Annotated in this window: 23 protein-coding genes, 1 tRNA gene and 2 pseudogenes; 10 read left to right on the top strand and 16 right to left on the bottom strand. The window is 65.1% G+C overall.

Features of this window, described 5'->3' with window-relative positions:
- Window positions 1-56: 56 nt before the first annotated feature.
- Window positions 57-623 (top strand): TetR/AcrR family transcriptional regulator, encoded by a 567-nt coding sequence (locus WT16_RS10425; protein ID WP_006026013.1) that lies wholly within the window; start codon window positions 57-59, stop codon window positions 621-623.
- 143 nt (window positions 624-766) lie between these two features.
- Here the strand turns inward: WT16_RS10425 and map are convergent, their stop codons facing one another.
- The 6 genes and pseudogenes from map to WT16_RS10450 all read right to left on the bottom strand — a co-directional run bounded on the left by map (window position 767) and on the right by WT16_RS10450 (window position 4,116).
- A complete protein-coding gene (map, locus tag WT16_RS10430) occupies window positions 767-1,594 on the bottom strand; it encodes a type I methionyl aminopeptidase (RefSeq protein ID WP_015602094.1) in 828 nt (275 codons plus the stop codon).
- A complete protein-coding gene (locus tag WT16_RS10435; protein ID WP_006026011.1) occupies window positions 1,594-1,818 on the bottom strand; it encodes a ParD-like family protein in 225 nt (74 codons plus the stop codon). The genes map and WT16_RS10435 overlap by 1 nt, the downstream gene beginning before the upstream one ends.
- A 112-nt stretch (window positions 1,819-1,930) precedes the next feature.
- Window positions 1,931-2,243 (bottom strand): annotated as a pseudogene (locus tag WT16_RS30805) (argininosuccinate lyase); the annotation flags it as partial.
- Window positions 2,243-2,617: pseudogene (locus WT16_RS30810) on the bottom strand (hypothetical protein); the annotation flags it as partial. The pseudogenes WT16_RS30805 and WT16_RS30810, both read right to left, overlap by 1 nt.
- Before the next feature lie 38 nt (window positions 2,618-2,655).
- A complete protein-coding gene (locus WT16_RS10445; RefSeq protein ID WP_231892052.1) occupies window positions 2,656-3,303 on the bottom strand; it encodes an aldehyde dehydrogenase family protein in 648 nt (215 codons plus the stop codon).
- A 114-nt stretch (window positions 3,304-3,417) separates the two neighbouring features.
- Entirely contained in the window at window positions 3,418-4,116 is a 699-nt protein-coding gene (locus tag WT16_RS10450; protein WP_063533278.1) for a glutathione S-transferase, read from the bottom strand.
- Between the two features lie 124 nt (window positions 4,117-4,240).
- Here WT16_RS10450 and WT16_RS10455 point away from each other — a divergent pair, with 124 nt between their 5' ends.
- From WT16_RS10455 to WT16_RS10460, 3 genes are all read left to right on the top strand, one after another.
- Complete coding sequence (locus tag WT16_RS10455) at window positions 4,241-4,816, top strand: TetR/AcrR family transcriptional regulator (RefSeq protein WP_063533834.1); 576 nt, start codon at window positions 4,241-4,243, stop codon at window positions 4,814-4,816.
- A gap of 400 nt (window positions 4,817-5,216) precedes the next feature.
- A complete protein-coding gene (locus WT16_RS33620) occupies window positions 5,217-5,483 on the top strand; it encodes a hypothetical protein (protein ID WP_156521426.1) in 267 nt (88 codons plus the stop codon).
- A 220-nt stretch (window positions 5,484-5,703) separates the two neighbouring features.
- On the top strand, window positions 5,704-5,922 hold the full coding sequence (locus WT16_RS10460; RefSeq protein WP_063533279.1) for an AlpA family phage regulatory protein: 219 nt from the start codon (window positions 5,704-5,706) through the stop codon (window positions 5,920-5,922).
- Here WT16_RS10460 and WT16_RS10465 read toward each other — a convergent pair.
- From WT16_RS10465 to WT16_RS10475, 3 genes are all read right to left on the bottom strand, one after another.
- On the bottom strand, window positions 5,885-7,132 hold the full coding sequence (locus WT16_RS10465; RefSeq protein ID WP_063533280.1) for an integrase arm-type DNA-binding domain-containing protein: 1,248 nt from the start codon (window positions 7,130-7,132) through the stop codon (window positions 5,885-5,887). The two genes, WT16_RS10460 and WT16_RS10465, sit on opposite strands and share 38 nt — an antisense overlap.
- A 150-nt stretch (window positions 7,133-7,282) precedes the next feature.
- Window positions 7,283-7,376 (bottom strand) — tRNA-Ser (locus WT16_RS10470).
- Window positions 7,377-7,489: 113 nt separating this feature from the next.
- A complete protein-coding gene (locus WT16_RS10475; protein WP_006026005.1) occupies window positions 7,490-8,740 on the bottom strand; it encodes an aspartate kinase in 1,251 nt (416 codons plus the stop codon).
- On the opposite strand from WT16_RS10475, the gene WT16_RS30815 reads away from it, so the two are divergent.
- Window positions 8,723-8,965, top strand: a complete 243-nt coding sequence (locus tag WT16_RS30815; RefSeq protein WP_082743508.1) for a hypothetical protein — start codon at window positions 8,723-8,725, stop codon at window positions 8,963-8,965. The two genes, WT16_RS10475 and WT16_RS30815, sit on opposite strands and share 18 nt — an antisense overlap.
- Before the next feature lie 115 nt (window positions 8,966-9,080).
- Here the strand turns inward: WT16_RS30815 and tilS are convergent, their stop codons facing one another.
- The 4 genes from tilS to cysS form a co-directional block, all read right to left on the bottom strand.
- Entirely contained in the window at window positions 9,081-10,550 is a 1,470-nt protein-coding gene (tilS, locus tag WT16_RS10480) for a tRNA lysidine(34) synthetase TilS (RefSeq protein ID WP_059929207.1), read from the bottom strand.
- Between the two features lie 43 nt (window positions 10,551-10,593).
- Complete coding sequence (locus WT16_RS10485) at window positions 10,594-11,565, bottom strand: acetyl-CoA carboxylase carboxyltransferase subunit alpha (RefSeq protein ID WP_015602471.1); 972 nt, start codon at window positions 11,563-11,565, stop codon at window positions 10,594-10,596.
- A gap of 103 nt (window positions 11,566-11,668) precedes the next feature.
- Window positions 11,669-12,607, bottom strand: coding sequence for a DNA-3-methyladenine glycosylase (locus WT16_RS10490; protein ID WP_063533281.1), 939 nt, complete (start codon window positions 12,605-12,607; stop codon window positions 11,669-11,671).
- Window positions 12,608-12,654: 47 nt separating this feature from the next.
- Window positions 12,655-14,052: a cysteine--tRNA ligase gene (cysS, locus tag WT16_RS10495; RefSeq protein ID WP_063533282.1), complete on the bottom strand. Its 1,398-nt coding sequence runs from the start codon at window positions 14,050-14,052 to the stop codon at window positions 12,655-12,657.
- A 230-nt stretch (window positions 14,053-14,282) separates the two neighbouring features.
- Between cysS and WT16_RS10500 the strand changes: the two genes are divergently transcribed.
- From WT16_RS10500 to WT16_RS10515, 4 genes are all read left to right on the top strand, one after another.
- Complete coding sequence (locus WT16_RS10500; RefSeq protein ID WP_009912916.1) at window positions 14,283-15,005, top strand: tetratricopeptide repeat protein; 723 nt, start codon at window positions 14,283-14,285, stop codon at window positions 15,003-15,005.
- A gap of 55 nt (window positions 15,006-15,060) precedes the next feature.
- Window positions 15,061-15,636, top strand: coding sequence for a peptidylprolyl isomerase (locus WT16_RS10505; protein WP_009912917.1), 576 nt, complete (start codon window positions 15,061-15,063; stop codon window positions 15,634-15,636).
- A gap of 81 nt (window positions 15,637-15,717) precedes the next feature.
- On the top strand, window positions 15,718-16,209 hold the full coding sequence (locus tag WT16_RS10510; protein ID WP_006025998.1) for a peptidylprolyl isomerase: 492 nt from the start codon (window positions 15,718-15,720) through the stop codon (window positions 16,207-16,209).
- Between the two features lie 23 nt (window positions 16,210-16,232).
- The gene (locus WT16_RS10515) at window positions 16,233-17,033 is read left to right on the top strand and encodes a UDP-2,3-diacylglucosamine diphosphatase (RefSeq protein ID WP_059929213.1); all 801 of its coding nucleotides are present in this window, start codon (window positions 16,233-16,235) and stop codon (window positions 17,031-17,033) included.
- A 96-nt stretch (window positions 17,034-17,129) separates the two neighbouring features.
- On the opposite strand, the gene cysE is transcribed toward WT16_RS10515, so the two are convergent.
- Both cysE and WT16_RS10525 read right to left on the bottom strand, forming a co-directional pair.
- Entirely contained in the window at window positions 17,130-17,912 is a 783-nt protein-coding gene (gene cysE / locus WT16_RS10520) for a serine O-acetyltransferase (RefSeq protein ID WP_015600533.1), read from the bottom strand.
- Window positions 17,913-18,109: 197 nt separating this feature from the next.
- Window positions 18,110-19,009, bottom strand: a complete 900-nt coding sequence (locus tag WT16_RS10525; RefSeq protein WP_059929216.1) for an RNA methyltransferase — start codon at window positions 19,007-19,009, stop codon at window positions 18,110-18,112.
- 307 nt (window positions 19,010-19,316) lie between these two features.
- Here WT16_RS10525 and WT16_RS10530 point away from each other — a divergent pair, with 307 nt between their 5' ends.
- Window positions 19,317-20,120, top strand: coding sequence for an inositol monophosphatase family protein (locus tag WT16_RS10530; RefSeq protein ID WP_063533835.1), 804 nt, complete (start codon window positions 19,317-19,319; stop codon window positions 20,118-20,120).
- Window positions 20,121-20,371: 251 nt separating this feature from the next.
- Here the strand turns inward: WT16_RS10530 and WT16_RS10535 are convergent, their stop codons facing one another.
- Window positions 20,372-20,644 carry a hypothetical protein gene (locus WT16_RS10535; protein ID WP_015600132.1) on the bottom strand — a complete coding sequence of 91 codons (273 nt, stop codon included), beginning with the start codon at window positions 20,642-20,644 and terminating at the stop codon, window positions 20,372-20,374.
- Window positions 20,645-20,806: the final 162 nt, after the last annotated feature.

Here is a 20,806-nt window from a genome sequence, read left to right on the forward strand (position 1 = left end):
GTTATTCTATACTTGCATCGACGTCAATCGAACAAAGCCTCGAAAACGGAACGGACATGCGTTATTCACCGAAACACAAGGAGGCAAGCCGGGCGCGCCTCGTCGAGGCGGGCGCCGCGCTTGCAAAGCAGAACGGCTTCGCGAACACCGGCATGGATGCGCTCACCGCGGCGGCCGGCGTGACGACGGGTGCGTTCTATTCGCAATTCCGCTCGAAGCCGGAATTCCTGCACGCGATCGTCGAGCACGAGATGTCGAAGGTGCTCGCGACGGTCGAGAACCGCTCGAAGGACGACCTCGTCGCCGCATTGCGAAGCTATCTGAGCACCGCGCACGCGGATCATCCGGAGCTCGGCTGCCCCGTGCCCGCGCTCGGCGCGGAGATCGCGCGCGCCGACGTCGCGACCCGCAAGATGTTCGAAGACCTGATCAAGCGCTTTCAGGCGTCGCTCGCGAGCGCGCTCGACGACGACGAAGCCGCGTGGACGCTCGGCTGCGCGGCGATCGGCGCGGTGCTCGTCGCGCGCGCGATGGCGACGCCCGAGCGCCGCGGCGAAGTGCTGCGCGCGGTGCTCGCGTACACGATACGATCGTTCGACGGCGACACGCAGCAGAAGAAGTGAAGGACGCATCGCACGCGCCGGATTCGGCGTCCATGCGTGCATCGCAAACGCCGGCGTGCCGGACACGCGCGAGAACGACGTGTCACGCGGCGCACGCATCGCGGCCCGACGCGCGCGGGCAAACCATCGCCCGCGCAGTCTATTCAGCCCCGCTCGACCGCGCCGCCGGCCTCCGCCGCGACCGGCGACTGCTCGGGCTCGCCATCCGGCCAGGGCGTCAGGATGTCGAAGCCGTCTTCCGTCACGACGACCATATGCTCCCACTGCGCGGACCACGAGCGGTCCTGCGTCACGACCGTCCAGCCGTCGGCGAGCTGCCGCGTTTCGGCGCGCCCCGCGTTGAGCATCGGCTCGATCGTGAAGATCATCCCGGGCGCGAGACGCAGCCCCGTGCCCGGCCGTCCGTAGTGGAGCACTTGCGGCTCGTCGTGATAGATGCGGCCGATGCCGTGGCCGCAATACTCGCGCACGACGCTGAAGCCCTCGCGATGCGCGACGCGCTGGATCGCATGGCCGACGTCGCCGAGCGTCGCGCCCGGGCGCACCGCCGCGATGCCCGCCAGCATCGCCTCGCAGGTCGCGTCGACGAGACGCCGCGCCGGCTCGGCCGGCTCGCCGACGAAGTACATGCGGCTCGTGTCGCCATACCAGCCGTCCATCTCGAGCGCGACGTCGATATTGACGATGTCGCCGTCCTTCAAGGCGTGATCGGACGGAATGCCGTGGCAGACCACGTGGTTCACGGACGCGCAGATCGTCTTCGGATACCCGTGATAGCCGATGTTCGCGGGCCGCGCGCGCAGCACGTCGACGATGTACTCGCGGCATAGCCGGTCGAGCTCGTTGGTCGTCACGCCGGCCCGCACGTGCGGCGCGATCATGCTCAACACCTTCGCCGCCATCGTGCCGGCGCGGCGCGCCATCGCGATCTCGGCTTGCGTGCGGATCGGGACCTGTCGAGAACGCACCATCATGCACTCCTCGCGGCGTCGACGGGCGGCGTCGCTTCGTCGCCCTGGATTTCAGTCTCGATCAACAGGCGGCAAATCTCCGCGTAGGTCAGTGTCGGATGCAATTCCGCGAGCATCCCGATGCGCAGCCAGTGCTCCGCCTGCGCGTTGATCGACCGGCTCAGAGCGGCGCTCGCGTGACGCAGCGATTCATGCATCGCGTCGGATATCTTGACTATTCCCATCGCACGATTTTATACGGTTTATATACGAAGCGTATATTACCGACAGGCACGGAAACGATCAAGCCATCGCTGAGGCCTGGCGGCGACCGCAGCCGTCACGCGCCGGGCCAGATCAGTCGCCCGCCAGTTGCTGCGCCGCAAGCCGCCGCATTTGTTCCGCTTCCCGCCACACGTCCTGCTTGCGGCGAAACGCGGCTTCGTCGGCGGCGACCGCACGGCACGCACGCGCGACGCCATGATTCAGATCGGCCGCGCCCGGGCCGCCGCCGAAACCGATGGCTGCGCGCCCAATCCAGCGGCGCGCGCGACACGAAGTCGGGATCGAGCGCGACGAGCGCGTCATGGCTCGCGCGCCCCTGCGCGACGCTTTCCCGCACCGCTTGCGCGACCTGTGTGTGGGCCGAGCGAAAATCGAGCGACCGGCGAGCGATGGGCCGGCCGGCAGCCGCACGTCGGGCAGCGCATCCGGCGTGCACTGTGCCGCGCCGTCGATCCATACCCGCGGCGGATGCAGGCGGCTCCGCCCGGCGATGGCCGCCGCGACTTGCCGATGATGCGCGAGCATCCGCAGCCGCCGCGGCGCCTCGACGCCCAGTTGCGCGGCATACGTCGCGGCCAGCGTCGCGACGTTGCCGATGCCGCACGCCACGTCGTGGCCGAGCCGCGCGAGGACTTCGTTCGATGCGTCCGGATAGCATGCGTTGACGAGCCGGCTCGACTGCGCGCGCTCGCCGATCGCGCGCGCGACGCGCAGCGCCAGCGCGAGCCGCAGCGGCAGCGTCGCGCCATAGGCCGTCGAAACTGGCGTTCTCTGCTGCATCGCAGAAGTTGGGCACGCTAACCGTGCGTTGCTCGGCGGACGCATTTCGCCGACCCACTGCGGTCCTTGGGACCGAAGCGAAGTCGGTGTGCTGATAAGGGAGTAAAGGGCGAAGGCTTGATCACCATGGTGTTGCCAGTAATCAGCGCAGGCGCCACCTTCCAAAGTGCAAGCAGCACCGGAAAATTCCACGGTGTGATGGCGCCGATCACGCCGAGCGGCGTATGGTGCAACTCGACAATATGTTCTTCGGTCTCCTCGACGATCTCGACCGGAATTCGACGGGCGGCAATCTGACGAATCCACGAGATGGATTGATCGACCTCCGGCTCCGCCATGGTCTTCAGCGGCTTCCCCTGTTCAAGGGTCAGCAGGCGTGACAGCTCATCCCGATGTACTTCGAGTGCATCGGCGTAGGCGTTGAGGTACTTCTGGCGCCCGTCGTAGCCAAGCGCAGACCAGGCTTTGAACGCATGCCTGGCCGCCGCGACGGCTTCTTCAAGCTGCTCGGCTGAGGCTGCCGGAGCCTTGGCGAATACTTCACCAGTAGCCGGGTTGATTACATCAAAGCTATCTTGCGACTTCACAAGATTACCAGCAATGCTGAGGTAATACGGGCCGTGGAAAATGCCAACAGACTGAACTGCTTGAGGTAATGCGAACATGAATTATTCTCCAAAGTATGGACGCTGAGGTGCCGCTGCCGCGAATCCCCGCAACAAATAGGCAGATCTTTCGGCGATTGGTAGGAATACTGACTTTGAAAGAATGAAATTTTTTCAGTCGGCCGCCAGTGCGGAAAACGCCGGCTGGGTACTTACGCTGGGCCGCTCCTGCATTCTTTCGTACCACGCCAGCAGCGCGGTGCACTCGGCTGGCACTGGCAGCTTGACGATAGAAGCGAAGACCAGGCCGCCGATTACGGTGATGTCGGCCATCGAAAATTCGTTGCCCGCAACGTACGGCTGGTTTCGTAGAACAGCATCGAAGTAATGCATCCCGCGCAGGGCCTTGTCGCGCTGCCTGAATCCCCATTCGGGGTTCTGGTACAGCTCGACCTGCGGCCCCAGGCCCGGCGTTCCGTGATGGAAATACACGCTTATCGCATCGAGCAGTTCCAATTCGGCACGCTTGCTCATCATGTGGATCACGCCTTTTTCGAGCGGCGCCATGCCAGTCAGCGTCGGCACGCCATCGAGTCCATCAAGGTACTCCGTGATGGCTGTGCACTCGGCGATGCAGGTCCCGTCATCGAGTTCGAGCACCGGCAGCGTGCCCGAGTAATTCTTGCTCGCCATGAATTCGGGCTTCTTGTGCTCGCCCGCGTACAGATCGACCAGCACGAAACGCACTCGCGATTGCAGATTCTTTTCCGCCAACGCAATGCGAACACGCGTCGGATACGGCCCTTGCGGGAAGTCATAAATCGTCATCGTCGACAATTGATGGTCATTGATGCTCGTTGCAGTAGCACTCATTTGGCTTTCCTTCCGCGGTTGTGTTGTGGCGAACGACATTGTCTACCTAACGTTCGTTAGGTTTACCATATGCGTTACAATCCGGGTTGTCAACACTGAGTCGTCGATGCGGAGAACCGTACAAGTGAAGAACGAATCGAACACAGGCTCCAGGGAGCGGATCCTGGCGGCGGCCACGAAGATTGCTCAGGCCCACGGCTACAGTGGGTTGAATTTTCGGGATCTCGCGGAAGACGTCGGTATCAGACCCGCTAGCATCTATCACCACTTCGCAAACAAGGCCGACCTCGGTGCAGCGGTGGCACGACGCTATTGGGAGGACTCGGCAGCGGTTCTTGAAGCCCTCCAGGCCGAATCCCCGGACCCGTTGCACTGCCTGCACCGCTATCCCGAAACGTTCCGCAAGGCGCTGGAAAACGCAAATCGGATCTGCTTGTGCAGTTTCATGGCTGCCGAAAGCGATGACCTTCCCGATGAAGTGATGAAAGAAGTCCGAACCTTCGCTGAGGTGCACATTGCTTGGCTGAGCAAGGCTCTCTCATCGGCGGAGGTTGTTGACTCAAAAAGGAGTGATCAACGGGCCCGCGCCATCTTCGCTGCGGTAGCTGGCGCACAGCTCATTGCAAGGAGCCGTTCGGACGTCTCCCTTTACGACACATTGATCGACGGCTATCGTGCGGCCGGTCTACTTCCTGCCTAGCACGCTCGTGAATCGCGTGATACACCCTCGCCCCCATTGTTGCCGCAACTGGGGCGGCTCTTGCGTGAAGATACAGCGGTGCATCGCGAACTGATTTCGTTGGCTGAACCAGGGGTGGTGACGGTGTCAGAATTGGAGCATTGGATCTAGAGTGATCCACGAGTACGAATACTCGTTAAGTCATCCTCACTACGTTTATTGCAGGTGCCGCACTTGATCCGCAAACCATTCTCGCCATTTGCGACCGCCTAGAAGCAGCGGAGAAAGATGCGGGGCGGTATCGGACGTTTCTGAAAATCAACCTCCAGCAACTTGCGGAGCTTCGGTATCAGGTCAATCAGGAGGAGAAGTCTATTGATGACTTGCTCGACGCACTCGCGCAACGACAGGGAGAAGGATCGTGAAGAAGAGAGCGCCACATAAGCGATTCCCCGAAAAATGTCTGGTCTGCGGGAAGCGCTGCCCCGAGAAAATGACGCCTGCCGCCTCTGTATGGGATTGGTTTCACGGCTATCTACCCGCTCAGGCACATTTCTGCCCCGAACATAAAGTCGGCGAATTGCGCGACCGACTTCTTCGGATCAGCGCGAAAAAACCGGAGACGTGGACTAGTGAGGAACAGAAATTCGTCGCGGCTTTTTTGGCCGAGCTCAATGCGATGGGATGACAACTATGACGACCAGACGCACCCCTGCTATTGAGGGAGAACATAAATGAAAATCTTCACCGCACTAGGAATTTGGGTGGCCGCTTTATCACTACTCGGCATGCTAGGGATTGGGCACTTCAGACTGTATTACGGGAAAGATTTGCCGAACGCCACTTGGTGTTCGAAGGGGAAGTAGGATGAAGATCAAGCTTGAACTGTATGACATGGAGTGCAAGGCATGAAAGCGATCGGAATCGAAAAACTGGTGGACAAGGTCGACCTGGGACGCTCGACGATCTATCGCATGATCGCCGAAGGCAAGTTTCCGAAGCCTTTCCAGATCCTGCCGAACCGCAATGCCTGGATCGAGAGCGATATCGACGCATGGCTGGCTGAGAAGGCCGGAAAGACCCTCCCGATCATCCCGCAGACTGAGCAGGAGCCTGAGCCGGCGTGAGCGGCAGAACGGTCGCAATTTCGCCCGCGCAGTACCGCGACCAGTGTTCCATCATCGTCCGGCGCCGCTCGAGCATATCGCCGCGACGGTATGCCGCCTCCGTCTCGTTTTCGATGGCATGCGCGAGCGCAGCCTCGGCTAGGTCCCCCGGATACTCGGTGCAGTCTGCTACCCAGTCCCGAAACGTTGAGCGGAACCCGTGCACGGTCACGGCGCCGTATCCCATGCCGTCGAGCAGGTTGAGCATCGCCATGTTCGATAGCGGACGATCCTTCTTGAATCCTGGGAACAGGTAGCCGTATTTCGCCCCCGGCAGCGCAGCGCGCACGAGCTCGACTGCCTTATCAGATAGCGCCACGCGCAGCGGCAATCCCATCTTCATGCGGTCGCCGGGGATCGTCCAGACCTTGCGGCGCAGATCGAACTCTTCCGGCCGGGCCAGCAGCATCTCATTCGTGCGCACGCATGTCAGAATTAGCAGATGCAGCATGTGCGCCGAGCGCGCGGCGCGCGTCTCAAGCTTGCGAATGAATTCTGGAAGTTCGCCCCAGGGCAAAGCCGGATGATGCTTTACCTTCTTTCGCTTGTTCTGTTTCGGCAGGAGCTTGTCGAGGTGGCCGCGCCAGCGCGCGGGATTCTCGCCCTCGCGCCGTCCATACGCCTTCTCGGCGTCAAGGATTGATTCGATGCGGCCGCGCACGCGAGAGGCGGTTTCCCGTTTGCTGATCCAGATCTTGTGCAGCACCGCGACGATCATGGAAGTGTCAACATCTCGCACATCGGTTTTACCGATCACCGGATAAGCATGGGTCGCGAGCGTGTTTCGCCATTGTTGCGCATGCTTGGCGCTCTTCCAGCCGCCTTTCTGCTTATCGATGTAGTCTTCGGCCGCCTCGCGGAACGTACGACCTTGAATGCTTTCGGCGGCGTGTCGCTGCTGCTCGCGGTCACGGGCGTCTATCGGGTCGATCTTGGCCTTCAGAAGCTCGCGGCACTTCACCGCCTCCGCGCGCGCTGCGGCGAGTGAAACCTGCGAGAGGGCACCGAGCCCCATAGCCCGCTCGCGGCCGTACAATTGATAACGGAAGATCCACGATCGAGCGCCGGTCTGCGTGATCTGGAAATACAGGCCGCCGCCGTCCGGATAGTGTCCCGGCTCGACCAGTTTCCCGATCTGTAGCGCCGTCAGTCGATGTAATTGCCTCGCCATTCCCAACCCCCGTTTCAACCCCCGTTTGATGGCTAGATTGTGCGAGTTGATGCAGGACCAAGCAAGAAAATAAAAACCCCCGAAACCCTGCTGCTGCAAGGCTTCGGGGGTGTGTCGCAGAATCCCGGAGAATCCTGCTTAGACGCCTACTGGCGGAGACGGAGGGATTCGAACCCTCGATCCAGGTTTTGGCCCAGATGCTCCCTTAGCAGGGGAGTGCCTTCGACCTCTCGGCCACGTCTCCCAAACCTTCGCTCGCGCCAGGGAGGCAGCGCGACGAAACCAAGATTCTATAGGGTTACGGGGCCAAGGTCAATTTCCGCGACGCATTTTGTTCAGCGCGTCACGGAAATTTCGTCACGCCTGGTCGAGTTCGAATGCCTTGTGCAGCGCGCGCACCGCCAATTCCATGTATTTCTCGTCGATCAGCACCGAAATCTTGATTTCGGACGTCGAGATCATCTGGATGTTGATGCCCTCCTCCGACAGCGTGCGGAACATCGTGCTCGCCACGCCGACGTGCGAACGCATCCCGACGCCGACCACCGATACCTTCGACACCTTCGGGTCGCCCAGCACCTGCTCGGCGTTCACGTGGCCCTTCACCTGGTTCGTCAGGATGTCCATCGCCTTCTGGTAGTCGCCGCGGCCGACCGTGAACGTGAAGTCGGTTTTCCCTTCGACGCTCTGGTTCTGGATGATCATGTCGACGTCGATGTTCGCGTCCGCGACGGGGCCGAGGATCTGATATGCGATGCCCGGCTTGTCGGGCACGCCCATCACCGCAATGCGCGCTTCGTCGCGCTGGAACGCAATGCCGGAAATGACTGCCTTTTCCATGGTCTCGTCTTCTTCAAAAGTAATCAGGGTGCCCGAGCGCATCTCTTCGTCGAGCGGAATCTGCGGATCGGTGAGGCTCGACAGCACGCGCGTCTTCACGCGGTACTTGCCCGCGAACTCGACCGAGCGGATCTGCAGCACCTTCGAGCCGAGGCTCGCCATTTCCAGCATTTCCTCGAAGGTCACGCTATCGAGCCGGCGCGCCTCTTCGACGACGCGCGGATCGGTCGTGTACACCCCGTCGACGTCCGTGTAGATCAGGCATTCGTCCGCCTCGAGCGCCGCCGCGACCGCGACCGCCGACGTGTCCGAGCCGCCGCGGCCGAGCGTCGTGATGTGGCCGCTCGGATCGACGCCCTGAAAACCCGTGATGATGACGACCTTGCCCGCTTCGAGATCGCGGCGCACGCGCTCGTCGTCGATCGAATGAATGCGCGCCTTCGTGTACGCGCTGTCGGTCTTGATGGGCACCTGCCAGCCGGCGTAGCTCACCGCCTCGACGCCGATTTCCTGCATCGCGATCGACAAGAGGCCGACGCTGACCTGCTCGCCCGTCGACGCGATCACGTCGAGTTCGCGCGGGCTCGGCTGGCTCGAGATCTCTTTCGCGAGACCGAGCAGACGGTTCGTTTCGCCGGACATCGCGGAAGGCACGACCACCATCTGGTGTCCGGCCTGATGCCATTTTGCGACGCGTTTCGCGACGTTCTTGATGCGCTCGACCGAGCCCATCGAAGTGCCGCCGTATTTATGTACGATGAGTGCCATTGTCGTTCAGAACTGGAGAAGGGCCGCACGGGCGTACTGGACAGACCGCGGTGCCGTTCGGTCACGCGGCTTGTGGCTGTGGACGGACGACGGGAAGAACGGCTGGGGCGCAGCACGCGGGCGTGGCGATTTGCCCGGAGAAGGCGGATCAGGCCGCGCAAACCGGGTACGTCACGCGGAAAACCTGCACAAAACGCTCGAAAGTCGAGCCGAGCAAACACTTGAGCGTACCCGATCGACGGCTGCTTGACAAGCCGAGCGGACGTCGGCAGGCCGGATCGCAATCTTTTTCCGCCGACACGGGATGCGCATCCGCCGCGATGCGCGCCGGATGCGCCGTTCAAGCGATCAGCATGTCCGGCCGCCATTCGATGCGCCGCCAGCCACCCGGCGTATCGGCACCGTCGTGCACCGCGCGGTTCACGCCGATGCGCGGCACGAACAGCAGCCGCTCGCCCGCGTACAACAGCGGCACGTCGCGCTGCCACGCGGGCACGCCGCGCTCCTGGAACAGATTCTTCAGCGTGCGCCCAGGGCCGCCCCGCCACGTGCGCATCCGCTCGCCGCCCGCGCGCGCGCAGGCGCGCAGGTCGGCGGCCGCGAGCAGCGCCTCCGGCACCGCATCGTGCTCGTGCGCCGCCGCCGGGCTGAACACGAAGGTGCCGCGCCATTCAGGCAGGCGCCACACCGCCTGCCCCCGCCACGCGAGCACGCATTCCGGCCGCCGCGCGGCGCCCGCGGCATCGGCCGCGTCGTCGCGGGCGTCATCGTCAGCCGCGGCGGCGCGCGCGGTTCGCGCCGCTGGCGATGCGCCGCCGTCACCCGCTTCCCATTGAACATCGTCGCGATAGAGACGCAGACGCCATCCCGCATGATCGACGCGCAGCGCATGCGCGTCGCGCGCCGCGCGCAACTGCTTCATCATCTCGGCAAGGCGCGCGGCCGACGCGCCCGGCAGCCCGAGCGAGCGCATCCAGTAGCGCAGCAGATTCGCGCCGCGCTCGTCGTCGAGCGCGACGAGCGCATCACGCGACAACACGCGAGCGTCGTCGCGCGCGACCGCGCGCAGATCGATCGCGGCGAGATCGTCGAGCAGACGCTGGGCCGCCGCCGCATGCTGCGCCGTGCGGCCGAGCGCATCGCGAAAGCCCGGAAAGTGCGGCGCAAGCGCGGGCAGCACGTCGACGCGCAGCGCATTGCGCGCATAGCGCGTATCCGCATTCGATTCGTCGTCAATCCAGCGCAGCGCATGCTGCTGCGCGTAGCGCTCGAGCTGCGCACGCAGCAGGTGCAGCAGCGGCCGCACGCGCACGACGTCGGCAGGCGCCGGCCGGTACTGCGGCGCCATCGCCGCCAGCCCCGCGATGCCCGCGCCGCGCAACAGTTGCAGCAGCACCGTCTCCGCCTGATCGTCCGCATGCTGCGCGAGCCACAGCGTGCGCGCGCCGTGCCGCGCGCACATCGTCTCGAGCGCGCGATAGCGCACCTCGCGCGCGCTCGCTTCGACGCCCTGCCCGCTCGCGCACGGCACGTCGACGCGCGCCGCGTCGAACCGCACGCCGAGCGCTTCCGCCGTTTCCGCGCAATGCGCGAGCCACGCGTCGGCGTTCGCGCTCAGGCCGTGGTGAACATGCAGCGCGATGCAGCGCCCGGCGCCCGCGACGCGCGCGGCCGCGTGCAGCAGCACGGTCGAATCGAGGCCGCCGCTATACGCGATCGCGATCGGCGCATCGTCGGGCAGCGTGGACAATGCGACGCCGATCGCGTCGAGCACGACGCGATCGGCGGAAAATTCATGCGGGGGAATCACGGCGGGAAGGCGCGGCGCGCCTCGTGAGTCGACGGCCCGGCGCTCACGCGCGCGGCGTCGTTTCCTTGAACTTGCCGTAGGCCATCAGACGTCCGAAGCGGCGCTCGCGCAGCGCATCGACACTCATGCCCTGGAACTGGCGCAGCGAATCGCCGAGCGCGCGGCGCAGCAGCGCGGCCATTCCCTTCGGATCGCGATGCGCGCCGCCGAGCGGCTCGTTGACGATCTTGTCGACGAGGCCGAGCGCCTTCAGCCGATGCGCGGTCAGGCCGAGCGCCTCGGCCGCTTCCGGCGCCTTCGCGGCGCTCTTCCACAGGATCGACGCGCACCCTTCCGGCGAGATCACCGAGTACGTCGAGAACTGCAGCATCGTCACCGTATCGGCAACCGCGATCGCGAGCGCGCCGCCCGAGCCGCCCTCGCCGATCACCGTCGCGATGATCGGCGTCTTCAGCTCGGCCATCACGTACAGATTGTGGCCGATCGCCTCCGACTGGCCGCGCTCTTCCGCGCCGACGCCCGGATACGCGCCCGGCGTGTCGACGAACGTGAAGATCGGCAGCCCGAACTTTTCGGCGACGCGCATCAGGCGCTCCGCCTTCCGATAGCCCTCCGGGCGCGGCATCCCGAAATTGCGTGCGGCGCGCTCCTTCGTGTCGCGGCCTTTCTGGTGGCCGATCACCATGCACGCATGGCCGTTGAAGCGGGCGAGGCCGCCGACGATCGACTGGTCGTCCGCGAACGCGCGGTCGCCGTGCAGCTCATGGAAATCGGTGAAGAGCTCGCTCACGTAATCGAGCGTATACGGCCGCTGCGGATGGCGCGCGATCTGCGACACCTGCCAAGGCGTCAGGTTCGCGTACAGATCCTTCGTGAGCTGCTGGCTCTTTTTCGACAGCCGCTCGATCTCTTCCGAAATGTCGACAGCCGAATCGTCCTGCACGAAGCGCAGTTCCTCGATTTTCGCCTCGAGCTCGGCGATCGGCTGTTCGAAATCCAGAAAGGTGGTCTTCATGTGTCTGAAATCCTTGAATCTTGCGGCAGCGCGTATTCTAACCGCGCCCGCCGGACGCAAGACCGGGCCGCAACTATCGATTGGCGAAAAGCAATAGCTTTGATCAGTTAACGGCGGTCAGCGGATCGAGACTGCGCCACATGTACCAGGTGGCGACCGTCCGCCACGGCTCCCAATTCGCCGCCACCTCGCGCGCCTCGCTGCGCGTGACGGGCTCGCCGCTGAAATAATTGACGCTGATCGCGCGAATGAGCCCCAGATCGTCGAGCGGCAGCACGTCCGGCCGCGACAGGTTGAAGATCAGGAACATCTCGGCCGTCCAGCGGCCGATCCCGCGAATCTGCGTGAGTTCGGCGATCACGCCCTCGTCGTCCATCGTCGCCCATTTGTCGACGTGAAGCGCGCCCGACACGAAGTGCCGGGCGAGATCGAGAATATATTCGGACTTGCGCTTCGACAGGCCGCACGCGATCAGCTTTTCCTGGCCGAGCTTGATGATCTGCGGCGGCGCGAGCTTCGGGCACACGGTCTCGATCTTGACCCAAACCGATTGCGCGGCGGCGACCGAGATCTGCTGGCCGACCACCGAGCGCGCGAGCGTGACGAACGAGTCGCCGCGCTTGACGAGATGCGCGGGACCGAACTTCGGGATCAGCTTCTTGAGAATCCGGTCGCGCTTGACGAGATCGGCGCACGCCTTGTCCCAGTATGGCGGACGCGCGACCGTCTCGGCGTCGGAGAGCTGCACGGGCACGGCTGCCTCCGATACGCGCGCCTTGCGCGCGGCGGGCTCCGCCGCGGTTACGGCGGCCTCGCGCGGCAATGCGTCGGCGACGCGCTCGCCATCGACCTTCGCGCGCGCCGACTTCGCAGCCGCCGTGCGCAAGCTCGGCTTGTGCGCGGCGCCGTTGGCCGCGCCGTTCGGCGCCGCGCGCTTCGCGCCCGCCTTGTGCACCGCCGGCGCACGCGCGCCGGCCCGCTTGGCCGCAATCGGCGGCTGCGTCGCCGCGCGCTTAGCCGGCGCTTTTCTGGCCGTTGCCATCTAGCCTCCTACCTGGCGAATCGATCAGCGGGACAGACCATGCGCGCTCATACGCGACGCCACTCGGTCGATCCGCCCGGTTTGTCTTCAAGTGCGATCCCGGCTTCGAGCAGTTCCGCGCGGATCCGGTCCGCTTCGGCATAGTTCTTCGCCTGCTTCGCCGCGACGCGCGCGGCGATCTTCGCTTCGATCTCTTCCGGCTCGAGCGCGCCCGCGCGCGCGGCGCCCGCCGCTTGCTGCAGGAACTCGCGCGGCTCGCGGCCGAGCAGGCCGAGCACGCCCGCGAGCCGCTTGAGCTGGCGCGCGAGCGCCGGCTCGCGCGTGCGGTTCACCTCGGTCGCGAGCTCGAACAGCACGGCCACCGCGACCGCCGTGTTGAAGTCGTCGTTCATCGCGGCCGCAAAACGCCGCGCGTGCGCCTCGCTCCAGTCGAGCGGCGCCACATCCGGCGTCGCATCCTTCAGCGCCGTGTAAAGACGCGTGAGCGACGCGCGCGCGTCGTCGAGATGAACGTCGCTGTAATTGAGCGGCGAACGATAGTGGGTGCGAACGATGAAGAAGCGCACGACTTCGGCATCGAACTTCTCCAGCACTTCGCGGATCGTGAAGAAGTTGCCGAGCGACTTCGACATCTTCTCACTATCGACCTGCACGAAACCGTTGTGCATCCAATAATTGACGAAAGTTTGTCCGGTCGCGCCCTCGCTTTGCGCGATCTCGTTCTCGTGGTGCGGGAACTGCAGGTCCTGGCCGCCGCCGTGGATGTCGAAGTGCTCGCCGAGCAGCGTGCAGCCCATCGCCGAGCATTCGATGTGCCAGCCCGGACGGCCCGCGCCGTACTTCGATTCCCACGACGCGCCGGCCGGATCCTGCGGCTTCGCGCGCTTCCACAGCACGAAATCGAGCGGATCTTCCTTCGCGTCGTTCGCGGCGACGCGCTCGCCCGCGCGCAAGTCCTCGAGCGACTTGCCGGACAGCTTGCCGTAGTTCGCGAACTTGCGGACCGAGTAATTGACGTCGCCGTCCTTCGCCTGGTACGCGTAGCCGTTCGCCTCGAGCTTCTCGATCATCCCGAGCATCTGCGGGATGAAATCGGTCGCGCGCGGCTCGATGTCCGGCCGCTCGACGCCGAGCGCGTCAAAATCCGCGTTCATCGCGCGGGTGAAGCGGCTCGTGAGCGACTGGATCGTCTCGCCGTTCTCGACCGCGCGGCGGATGATCTTGTCGTCGATGTCGGTGATGTTGCGCACGTACGTCACGCGATAGCCGGCCGCGCGCAACCAGCGCTGGACGACGTCGAACACGACCACCATCCGCGCATGGCCGATATGGCAATAGTCATAGACGGTGATCCCGCAGACGTACATCCGCACTTCGCCGGGCTGCCGCGGCACGAAGACTTGCTTGTCACGCGCGAGCGTGTTGTAGATGCGCAGTGATTCCATAGAGACGAAAGTGAGCCGAGGGAAACCGCCTGGCGATGCCCGCCGTGCATGCGGCACCCGGCCGGACTTCTGGCTGGGCCGCGTGCCGTGCGCTTCCTCGGATGACATGCGGCGATCGATCCGCAAGCGAAGCGGTGACGGCCACGAGAGGCAAAGACTGTCCGCGGCTCGCCGGAACGCGCGGACGTTTTGTTAGAATGGGTCGGAGTATAACATTCCGATTTGAGCCTATGAAACCTTCCCGCGGCCGCGCGCCGAGCGCTGCGACCCTTGTTGCGACCGCCGCCGTGAGCGCCGCGCTCGCGCTCTTTCCGGGCGCGGCGGCCCTTGCGCAGAAAGCGCCCGCCCCCACCGACGGCACGCCGGAAATCGACGCGTCGATCGCGAATCGCAACTGGGCGCAGGCGCTCGCGCAACTCGACGCGCGCATCGCGTCGAACCCGCGCGACGTGCAGGCGCAGTTCAAGCGCGGCACCGTGCTCGCGCGGCTGAACCGCGACGACGACGCGATCAAGCAGTTCGTCGAGCTGACGCAGGCCTATCCGGAACTGCCGGAACCCTACAACAACCTGGCGGCGCTCTACGCGAAGCACGGCCGCTACGACGACGCGCGCAGCGCGCTCGTCACGGCGACGCACGCGAACCCGAACTACGGTCTCGCGTACGAGAACCTCGGCGATCTCTACCTGCGCCTCGCGGCCGAGTCGTACAAACGCGCGCAGTCGCTCGGCCGCACGACGGGCGCGACCGCGCAGCGCCTGTCGGATCTGCAGAAGATCATCACGCCGCCGAAGACGAAATCGGCGGCCGCGCAGGCGCCGGCCGCGCGCGACTATTCGGCCCGGGCGGCCGCGAACGTGACGACGACCACGCTGCCGCTCTCTCCGACGTTCCAGTTCGGCGGGCCGAGCGGCACGCTCGCGATGCCGCCTTACGTCGCGCCGTCCCAATGACGCAATGACGCGCGGCGGCCGCCGCGTCTTTCCTTCACCCACCCAGAGGACCGTTATGAAACGTCTGTTGCTGGCGCTCGGCAGCGCCGCCCTCCTCGCGACCGCCCCCGCGTTCGCGCAATCGGCCGCGACGCACCCCGTCGTGCAGATGAAGACCACGCAGGGCGACATCCGCATCGAGCTGTATCCGGAGAAGGCGCCGAAGACCGTCGCCAACTTCCTCGATTACGTGAAGGCGGGCCAGTACAACGGCACGATCTTCCATCGCGTGATCAAGGGCTTCATGATCCAGGGCGGCGGCTACAAGACGAACTTCGACGAAAAGCCGACCCGCGCGCCGATCCCGCTCGAGAGCAAGAACGGCCTGAAGAACGCGACGGGCACGATCGCGATGGCGCGCACGAGCGATCCGAACTCGGCGACCGCGCAGTTCTTCATCAACACCGTCGACAACGCGAGCCTCGACTATCCGAATCCGGACGGCAACGGCTACGCGGTGTTCGGCAAGGTCGTGTCGGGCATGGACGTCGTGAAGAAGATCGAGGCCACGACGACGACGGTGCGCGGCCCGATGCGCGACGTGCCGGAAAAGCCGATCGTGATCGAATCGGCGACGATCGTCTCGAAATAAGCCAGCCAGACTCTTTCGCGCGGCCGCGTCGTCCCGAGCGGCCGCGCGCCGTTTAAACCCCATCCATCGAAGGAATTCATCATGATCGAACTGCATACGAACCACGGCGTCATCAAGCTCGAACTCGACGAGGCGAAGGCGCCGAAGACGGTCGAGAACTTCCTGAACTACGTGAAGAAGGGCCACTACGACGGCACGATCTTCCACCGCGTGATCAACGGCTTCATGATCCAGGGCGGCGGCTTCGAGCCGGGCCTGAAGCAAAAGCCGACCGACGCGCCGATCACAAACGAAGCGAACAACGGCCTGAAGAACGACACGTATACGATCGCGATGGCGCGCACGAACGATCCGCACTCGGCGACCGCGCAGTTCTTCATCAACGTGAACGACAACGACTTCCTGAACCACTCGTCGCCGACGCCGCAGGGCTGGGGCTACGCGGTGTTCGGCAAGGTCGTCGAGGGCCAGGATATCGTCGACAAGATCAAAGCCGTCAAGACGGGCAGCAAGGGCTTCCATCAGGACGTGCCGAACGACGACGTCGTGATCGAGAAGGCTGTCGTGGTCTGAAGACGGCGCGACGAGGCATCGGGATGTTGCAGGAAACACCGCCGCGAAGCGTGTTTGCGGGCGTGCCGGGCGAGCGCGTGCTCGCGCACGCGGCGCGCCCGTTCCTGTTCGTCTCCGATCTGCATCTGAGCGACGCGATTCCGCACACGGTCGCCGCGTTCGAGCACTTCGTGCGCGTGACGGCCGACAGTGCGGATTCGGTGTTCATCCTCGGCGATCTGTTCGAATACTGGATCGGCGACGACATCCTCGATCACGATCCGTTCGCCGCACGGATGGCGGAATTGCTGCACACGTTCTCCGAACGCGGCATCGCGCTCTACGTGATGCGCGGCAATCGCGACTTCCTGCTCGGCAAGCGCTTCATGAAGGCGGCGGGCGCGCTCCTGATTCCGGATCCGTCCGTCGTCGTCGCGTTCGGCAACCGCATCGCGCTCGCGCACGGCGATGCGCAGTGCACGGCCGATCGCGGCTACCAGTGGTTTCGCCGCTTCGCGCGCAACGGCATGGCGCAGCGGCTCTTTCTCGCATGCCCGTTCGCGTGGCGCCGCGCGCTCGCCGAACGGATGCGCGCATCGAGCGAATCCGGCCGGATGCGCCCCGCATCGCCGCGCTACGACGTGACGCGCAAGGGCATCGCCGCGCTCTTCAGGCGCAGCGGCGCGCGCACGATCATCCACGGGCACACGCACAAACCGGCGCGGCATGTCGAGGCGGGCGGCGTGCGCTGGGTACTGCCGGATTGGGAGCTGGACCACGGGCCGCGACGCGGCGGCTATCTGTGCATCGACGCAGAAGGGATACGCGCACGGCCGCTCGATTGAGCGTTGCGCGCTTTCAAGAGGCCGGGCTTTCAAAAGCCCACCAGGCGGCCGCAGCCGGGCGTGCCGGCCGGGCGAACGCGACCCGCGCGCTCCCGCTCAGCGCTCGGCCGCCTTCCCGTCCAGCGCTCGGCCCTCGAACGCGGCGGACAGGCGACGCAAATCGAGTCGCGCGCCGTCCGAGCCTTGCAGCGCATCCAGGTGCGCGCCCAGACGCTCAAGCGCGACAACGATTTCGTCGACGCGCTGCGCCTCCTTTGCCGCATGATCGATGAGGCCGTGAATCGCGAGCGACATCGGATCGTCGGCGTTTGGCGTGATTCCGTACGCGCAGAACGCCGCGCGCTCGGGCGTGCGTTTCGCATCGGCGGGCACGACGACCCGCGCCGGATTGCCGACCGCAGTACCGCCCGCCGGCACCGGCTTCACGACGACCGCATTCGAGCCGATCTTCGCGCCCGCGCCGACCGTAAAGCCGCCCAGCACCTTCGCGCCCGCACCGACGATCACGCCGCGCTCGAGCGTCGGGTGACGCTTCGCGCCGCGCGTGAGCGACGTGCCGCCGAGCGTCACGCCCTGGTAGATCGTGCAGTCGTCGCCGACAACGGCCGTCTCGCCGATCACGACGCCCATCCCGTGATCGATGAACACGCGCCGGCCGAGCGTCGCCCCCGGGTGGATTTCGATGCCGGTCAGGAAGCGGCCGACCTGCGACACGAACCGGCCGAGCCAGCGCCAGCCGGAACGCCAGCACGCGTGCGCGATCCGGTGAAACACGAGCGCGTGCAGCCCCGGATAGCACGTGAGCACTTCCCAGGCGCTGCGGGCGGCGGGATCGCGCTCACGGATCGTAACGACGTCTTCGCGAAGTCTCGTGAACATGGTGGTGACGATGGAAGAAGGAAGCCCGGTGCGCGGCCGCCGGGCGGAGCCGTTATCGCGCTGTCGTTGCATTATCGTTTTGACAGCTTTGCTTATGACACGAGGACGATTGTAGAGTCGCCGCCGCGAACGCGCAGCAGGCGCCGCGTTCTCCCTGCTGCGGCCGCGGGTATGGCCGGCCGCGGGGCCGCGCCGCGTCAGTCGTCCCGCCCGGTGTCGCGGCCGGAATAGTCCGCATCGCCCGGGCCGCTTTCGCCGTCGCCCGAAGCGCCCGCGCGCGCGTCCGCACCGCCCGCCTTCAGCAGGATGTGCTTCGCGATCCCGCGAACGATGTTCACTTCCTCGCGTTCGATCCCCGTTCGCGCAAAGAGCCGCCGCAACCGCGACATCAGCTTCTTTGGATTGCGCGGATCGAGGAAATCGAGCGCGATCAGCGCATTTTCGAGATGAACGAACATCCGCTCGATCTCGTCGCTTTGCGCGAGCGTGCCGAACGCGGCGTCCGGCGGCGCGGCGGACTCGTCGTCTTCGAGCAGCGCGACGCGCAGCTCGTACGCGAGCACCTGCACCGCCTGCGCGAGATTGAGCGAGCTGTATGCGGGGTTTGCCGGAATGTGCGCGATCGCGCTGCAGCGCTCGACGTGCTCGTTCGACAGGCCGGTGCGCTCGTTGCCGAACACGAGCGCGATGTCGCCCGTGCGCACCTGCTGGAGCGCGCTTGCGGCCGCCGCGCGGGGCGCGAGCCGCGGCGGCCCGTACTCGCGCGAACGCGCGGTGAGCCCGAGCGACCATTGCACGCCGTTCAGCGCGTCGGCGAGCGTCGGCACGACGTGCGCGGACGCGAGCACGTCGTCGGCGCCGCTCGCCATCGCGAGCGCCTCCGGATCGCTCTGCACGCGCGGCACGCGCGGCGCGACGAGCACGAGGCGCGAAAAGCCCATCGTCTTCAGCGCGCGCGCCGCCGCGCCGACGTTGCCGGGGTGGCTCGGCTCGATGAGCACGAAGCGCGTCGACGTGAATCCGCCGCGCGCGGCCCGCGCCGGACGGGATGTGGCCGCGCCGCCGGACGGCGCGGACGGTTTCTGCTGAGATTCCAAAGCGTTCATTCGACTGATCAGGATGCCGGTATGGTATCGCCAACTCGCCGGCAAACCCACTCGTCCGAACGGACGATCGAACGGTATGCGCGACCGTTTCGCAAAAAACTGCCGCGAGTCGGGTAAAATCGCGTTTTTGCATGCGGCGCTCGCGCTGTTCGGCCCGCACCCGCTGCACCCGCTCTTTGCCAATTCGTCTTCCGTCGGCGAAACGCCCGCCTGCCGCCCTCCCGCGCGCGCGGCGCCGCTTCGCTGGTTCGATCACCCTCGTGGCGGCCTCGCGTCGCCGGCTTCAGGATTCAGGCTCATGCATCCCATGCTCAACATCGCTGTCAAGGCGGCTCGCCGCGCCGGACAGATCATCAATCGCGCATCGCTCGATCTCGATCTGATCGAGATTCGCAAGAAGCAGCAGAACGATTTCGTGACGGAAGTCGACAAGGCGGCGGAAGACGCGATCATCGAAACGCTGAAGACCGCCTATCCCGATCACGCGATCCTCGCCGAAGAGTCCGGCAAGTCGGGCGACGAATCCGAATTCCAGTGGATCATCGATCCGCTCGACGGCACGACGAACTTCATTCACGGCTTTCCGTACTACTGCGTGTCGATCGCGCTCGCGCACAAGGGCGTCGTCACGCAGGCGGTGGTCTACGACCCGAACCACAACGACCTCTTCACCGCGACGCGCGGCCGCGGCGCGTACCTGAACGATCGGCGCATCCGCGTCGGACGGCGCGACCGCCTCGCGGACGCGCTGGTCGGCACGGGCTTTCCGTTCCGCGAAAAAGACGGCCTCGACGCCTACTCGCGCCTCTTCACCGAGATGACGCAGGCGTGCACCGGGTTGCGCCGTCCGGGCGCGGCCGCGCTCGATCTTGCGAACGTCGCGGCGGGCCGTCTCGACGGCTTCTTCGAGCAAGGCATCAACGTGTGGGACGTCGCGGCGGGCAGCCTGCTCATCACCGAGGCGGGCGGCCTCGTCGGCAATTACACGGGCGACTCCGATTTCCTGCACCGGCGCGAGATCGTCGCTGCGAATCCGAAGATCTATGCGCAAATGATTCCGATCCTGAACCGCTATACGCATACGCGGCCGGCGGACGAATGAGCGGCTCGACTCCCCCGCCCGCGTGACGCCGATCGCGGCGGCGGGCAAGCTCCGGCGGCCCGCGGCGCTCGAAGCGCCGCGGGCCGTTTCATTTCCGGCCTGCGCGAACGCGCCGGCGTGCGCCATCCCGCCGATTTCGAGAAGAAACGCGCAAGCGCGCGCTTCTTCATCGCGAAAGCGCGAACCATCAGGCGACTTCACGACGCGAACGAAGAACGTCGCGCGCTCCTCGCCCGCGTATGCGGCCCGCGTTACCGCACGGCGAAGCTCCCCATCGTCGAATCCGGCTGGCAATTGGGCGCGTAGATATATAACTGCTTGTTCGCGAGGAACGCCGACGTGATGATCGAATAGGTATCCTTGTTTCCGTTCCGATACGCGAGGCTGCCGACGGTCACCTCCATGACGCCGGTATTGTCGACGACGAGCTTGGTGATCGTACCGGACGTGCACAACGTGTCGGCGTGCGCATAGGACGAGGCCAGAAGTACGGCGGAAACGGCTGCGGCAAAAGTCTTTTTCATTTCATTCTCCTAAACAAGAAGGATTGGCGATTGAAAAGCATGGCTGCATGCACCCTTTCACAACGTCTGCTCAACTCCAACAACATTCGGACATCCGAATATGCGCCGCCGGCCGATTCTCACGCGCCACATTCGAAACAAGCGGACACGGCGCCTGACGCC

Origin of the sequence: Burkholderia sp. MSMB1589WGS (assembly GCF_001636105.1) — a bacterium.
GTDB lineage: Bacteria > Pseudomonadota > Gammaproteobacteria > Burkholderiales > Burkholderiaceae > Burkholderia > Burkholderia humptydooensis.

Excerpts from the sequence above, each read along its gene's own strand:
- WT16_RS10425 (WP_006026013.1), top strand. The coding sequence starts at position 57 with ATGCGTTATTCACCGAAACACAAGGAGGCAAGCCGGGCGCGCCTCGTC.
- map (WP_015602094.1), bottom strand. The coding sequence starts at position 1,594 with ATGGTGCGTTCTCGACAGGTCCCGATCCGCACGCAAGCCGAGATCGCG.
- WT16_RS10435 (WP_006026011.1), bottom strand. The coding sequence starts at position 1,818 with ATGGGAATAGTCAAGATATCCGACGCGATGCATGAATCGCTGCGTCAC.
- WT16_RS10445 (WP_231892052.1), bottom strand. The coding sequence starts at position 3,303 with ATGTTCGCATTACCTCAAGCAGTTCAGTCTGTTGGCATTTTCCACGGC.
- WT16_RS10450 (WP_063533278.1), bottom strand. The coding sequence starts at position 4,116 with ATGAGTGCTACTGCAACGAGCATCAATGACCATCAATTGTCGACGATG.
- WT16_RS10460 (WP_063533279.1), top strand. The coding sequence starts at position 5,704 with ATGAAAGCGATCGGAATCGAAAAACTGGTGGACAAGGTCGACCTGGGA.
- WT16_RS10465 (WP_063533280.1), bottom strand. The coding sequence starts at position 7,132 with ATGGCGAGGCAATTACATCGACTGACGGCGCTACAGATCGGGAAACTG.
- WT16_RS30815 (WP_082743508.1), top strand. The coding sequence starts at position 8,723 with ATGTACGATGAGTGCCATTGTCGTTCAGAACTGGAGAAGGGCCGCACG.
- WT16_RS10475 (WP_006026005.1), bottom strand. The coding sequence starts at position 8,740 with ATGGCACTCATCGTACATAAATACGGCGGCACTTCGATGGGCTCGGTC.
- WT16_RS10485 (WP_015602471.1), bottom strand. The coding sequence starts at position 11,565 with ATGAAGACCACCTTTCTGGATTTCGAACAGCCGATCGCCGAGCTCGAG.
- WT16_RS10490 (WP_063533281.1), bottom strand. The coding sequence starts at position 12,607 with ATGGCAACGGCCAGAAAAGCGCCGGCTAAGCGCGCGGCGACGCAGCCG.
- cysS (WP_063533282.1), bottom strand. The coding sequence starts at position 14,052 with ATGGAATCACTGCGCATCTACAACACGCTCGCGCGTGACAAGCAAGTC.
- WT16_RS10500 (WP_009912916.1), top strand. The coding sequence starts at position 14,283 with ATGAAACCTTCCCGCGGCCGCGCGCCGAGCGCTGCGACCCTTGTTGCG.
- WT16_RS10505 (WP_009912917.1), top strand. The coding sequence starts at position 15,061 with ATGAAACGTCTGTTGCTGGCGCTCGGCAGCGCCGCCCTCCTCGCGACC.
- WT16_RS10510 (WP_006025998.1), top strand. The coding sequence starts at position 15,718 with ATGATCGAACTGCATACGAACCACGGCGTCATCAAGCTCGAACTCGAC.
- WT16_RS10515 (WP_059929213.1), top strand. The coding sequence starts at position 16,233 with ATGTTGCAGGAAACACCGCCGCGAAGCGTGTTTGCGGGCGTGCCGGGC.
- cysE (WP_015600533.1), bottom strand. The coding sequence starts at position 17,912 with ATGTTCACGAGACTTCGCGAAGACGTCGTTACGATCCGTGAGCGCGAT.
- WT16_RS10530 (WP_063533835.1), top strand. The coding sequence starts at position 19,317 with ATGCATCCCATGCTCAACATCGCTGTCAAGGCGGCTCGCCGCGCCGGA.
- WT16_RS10535 (WP_015600132.1), bottom strand. The coding sequence starts at position 20,644 with ATGAAAAAGACTTTTGCCGCAGCCGTTTCCGCCGTACTTCTGGCCTCG.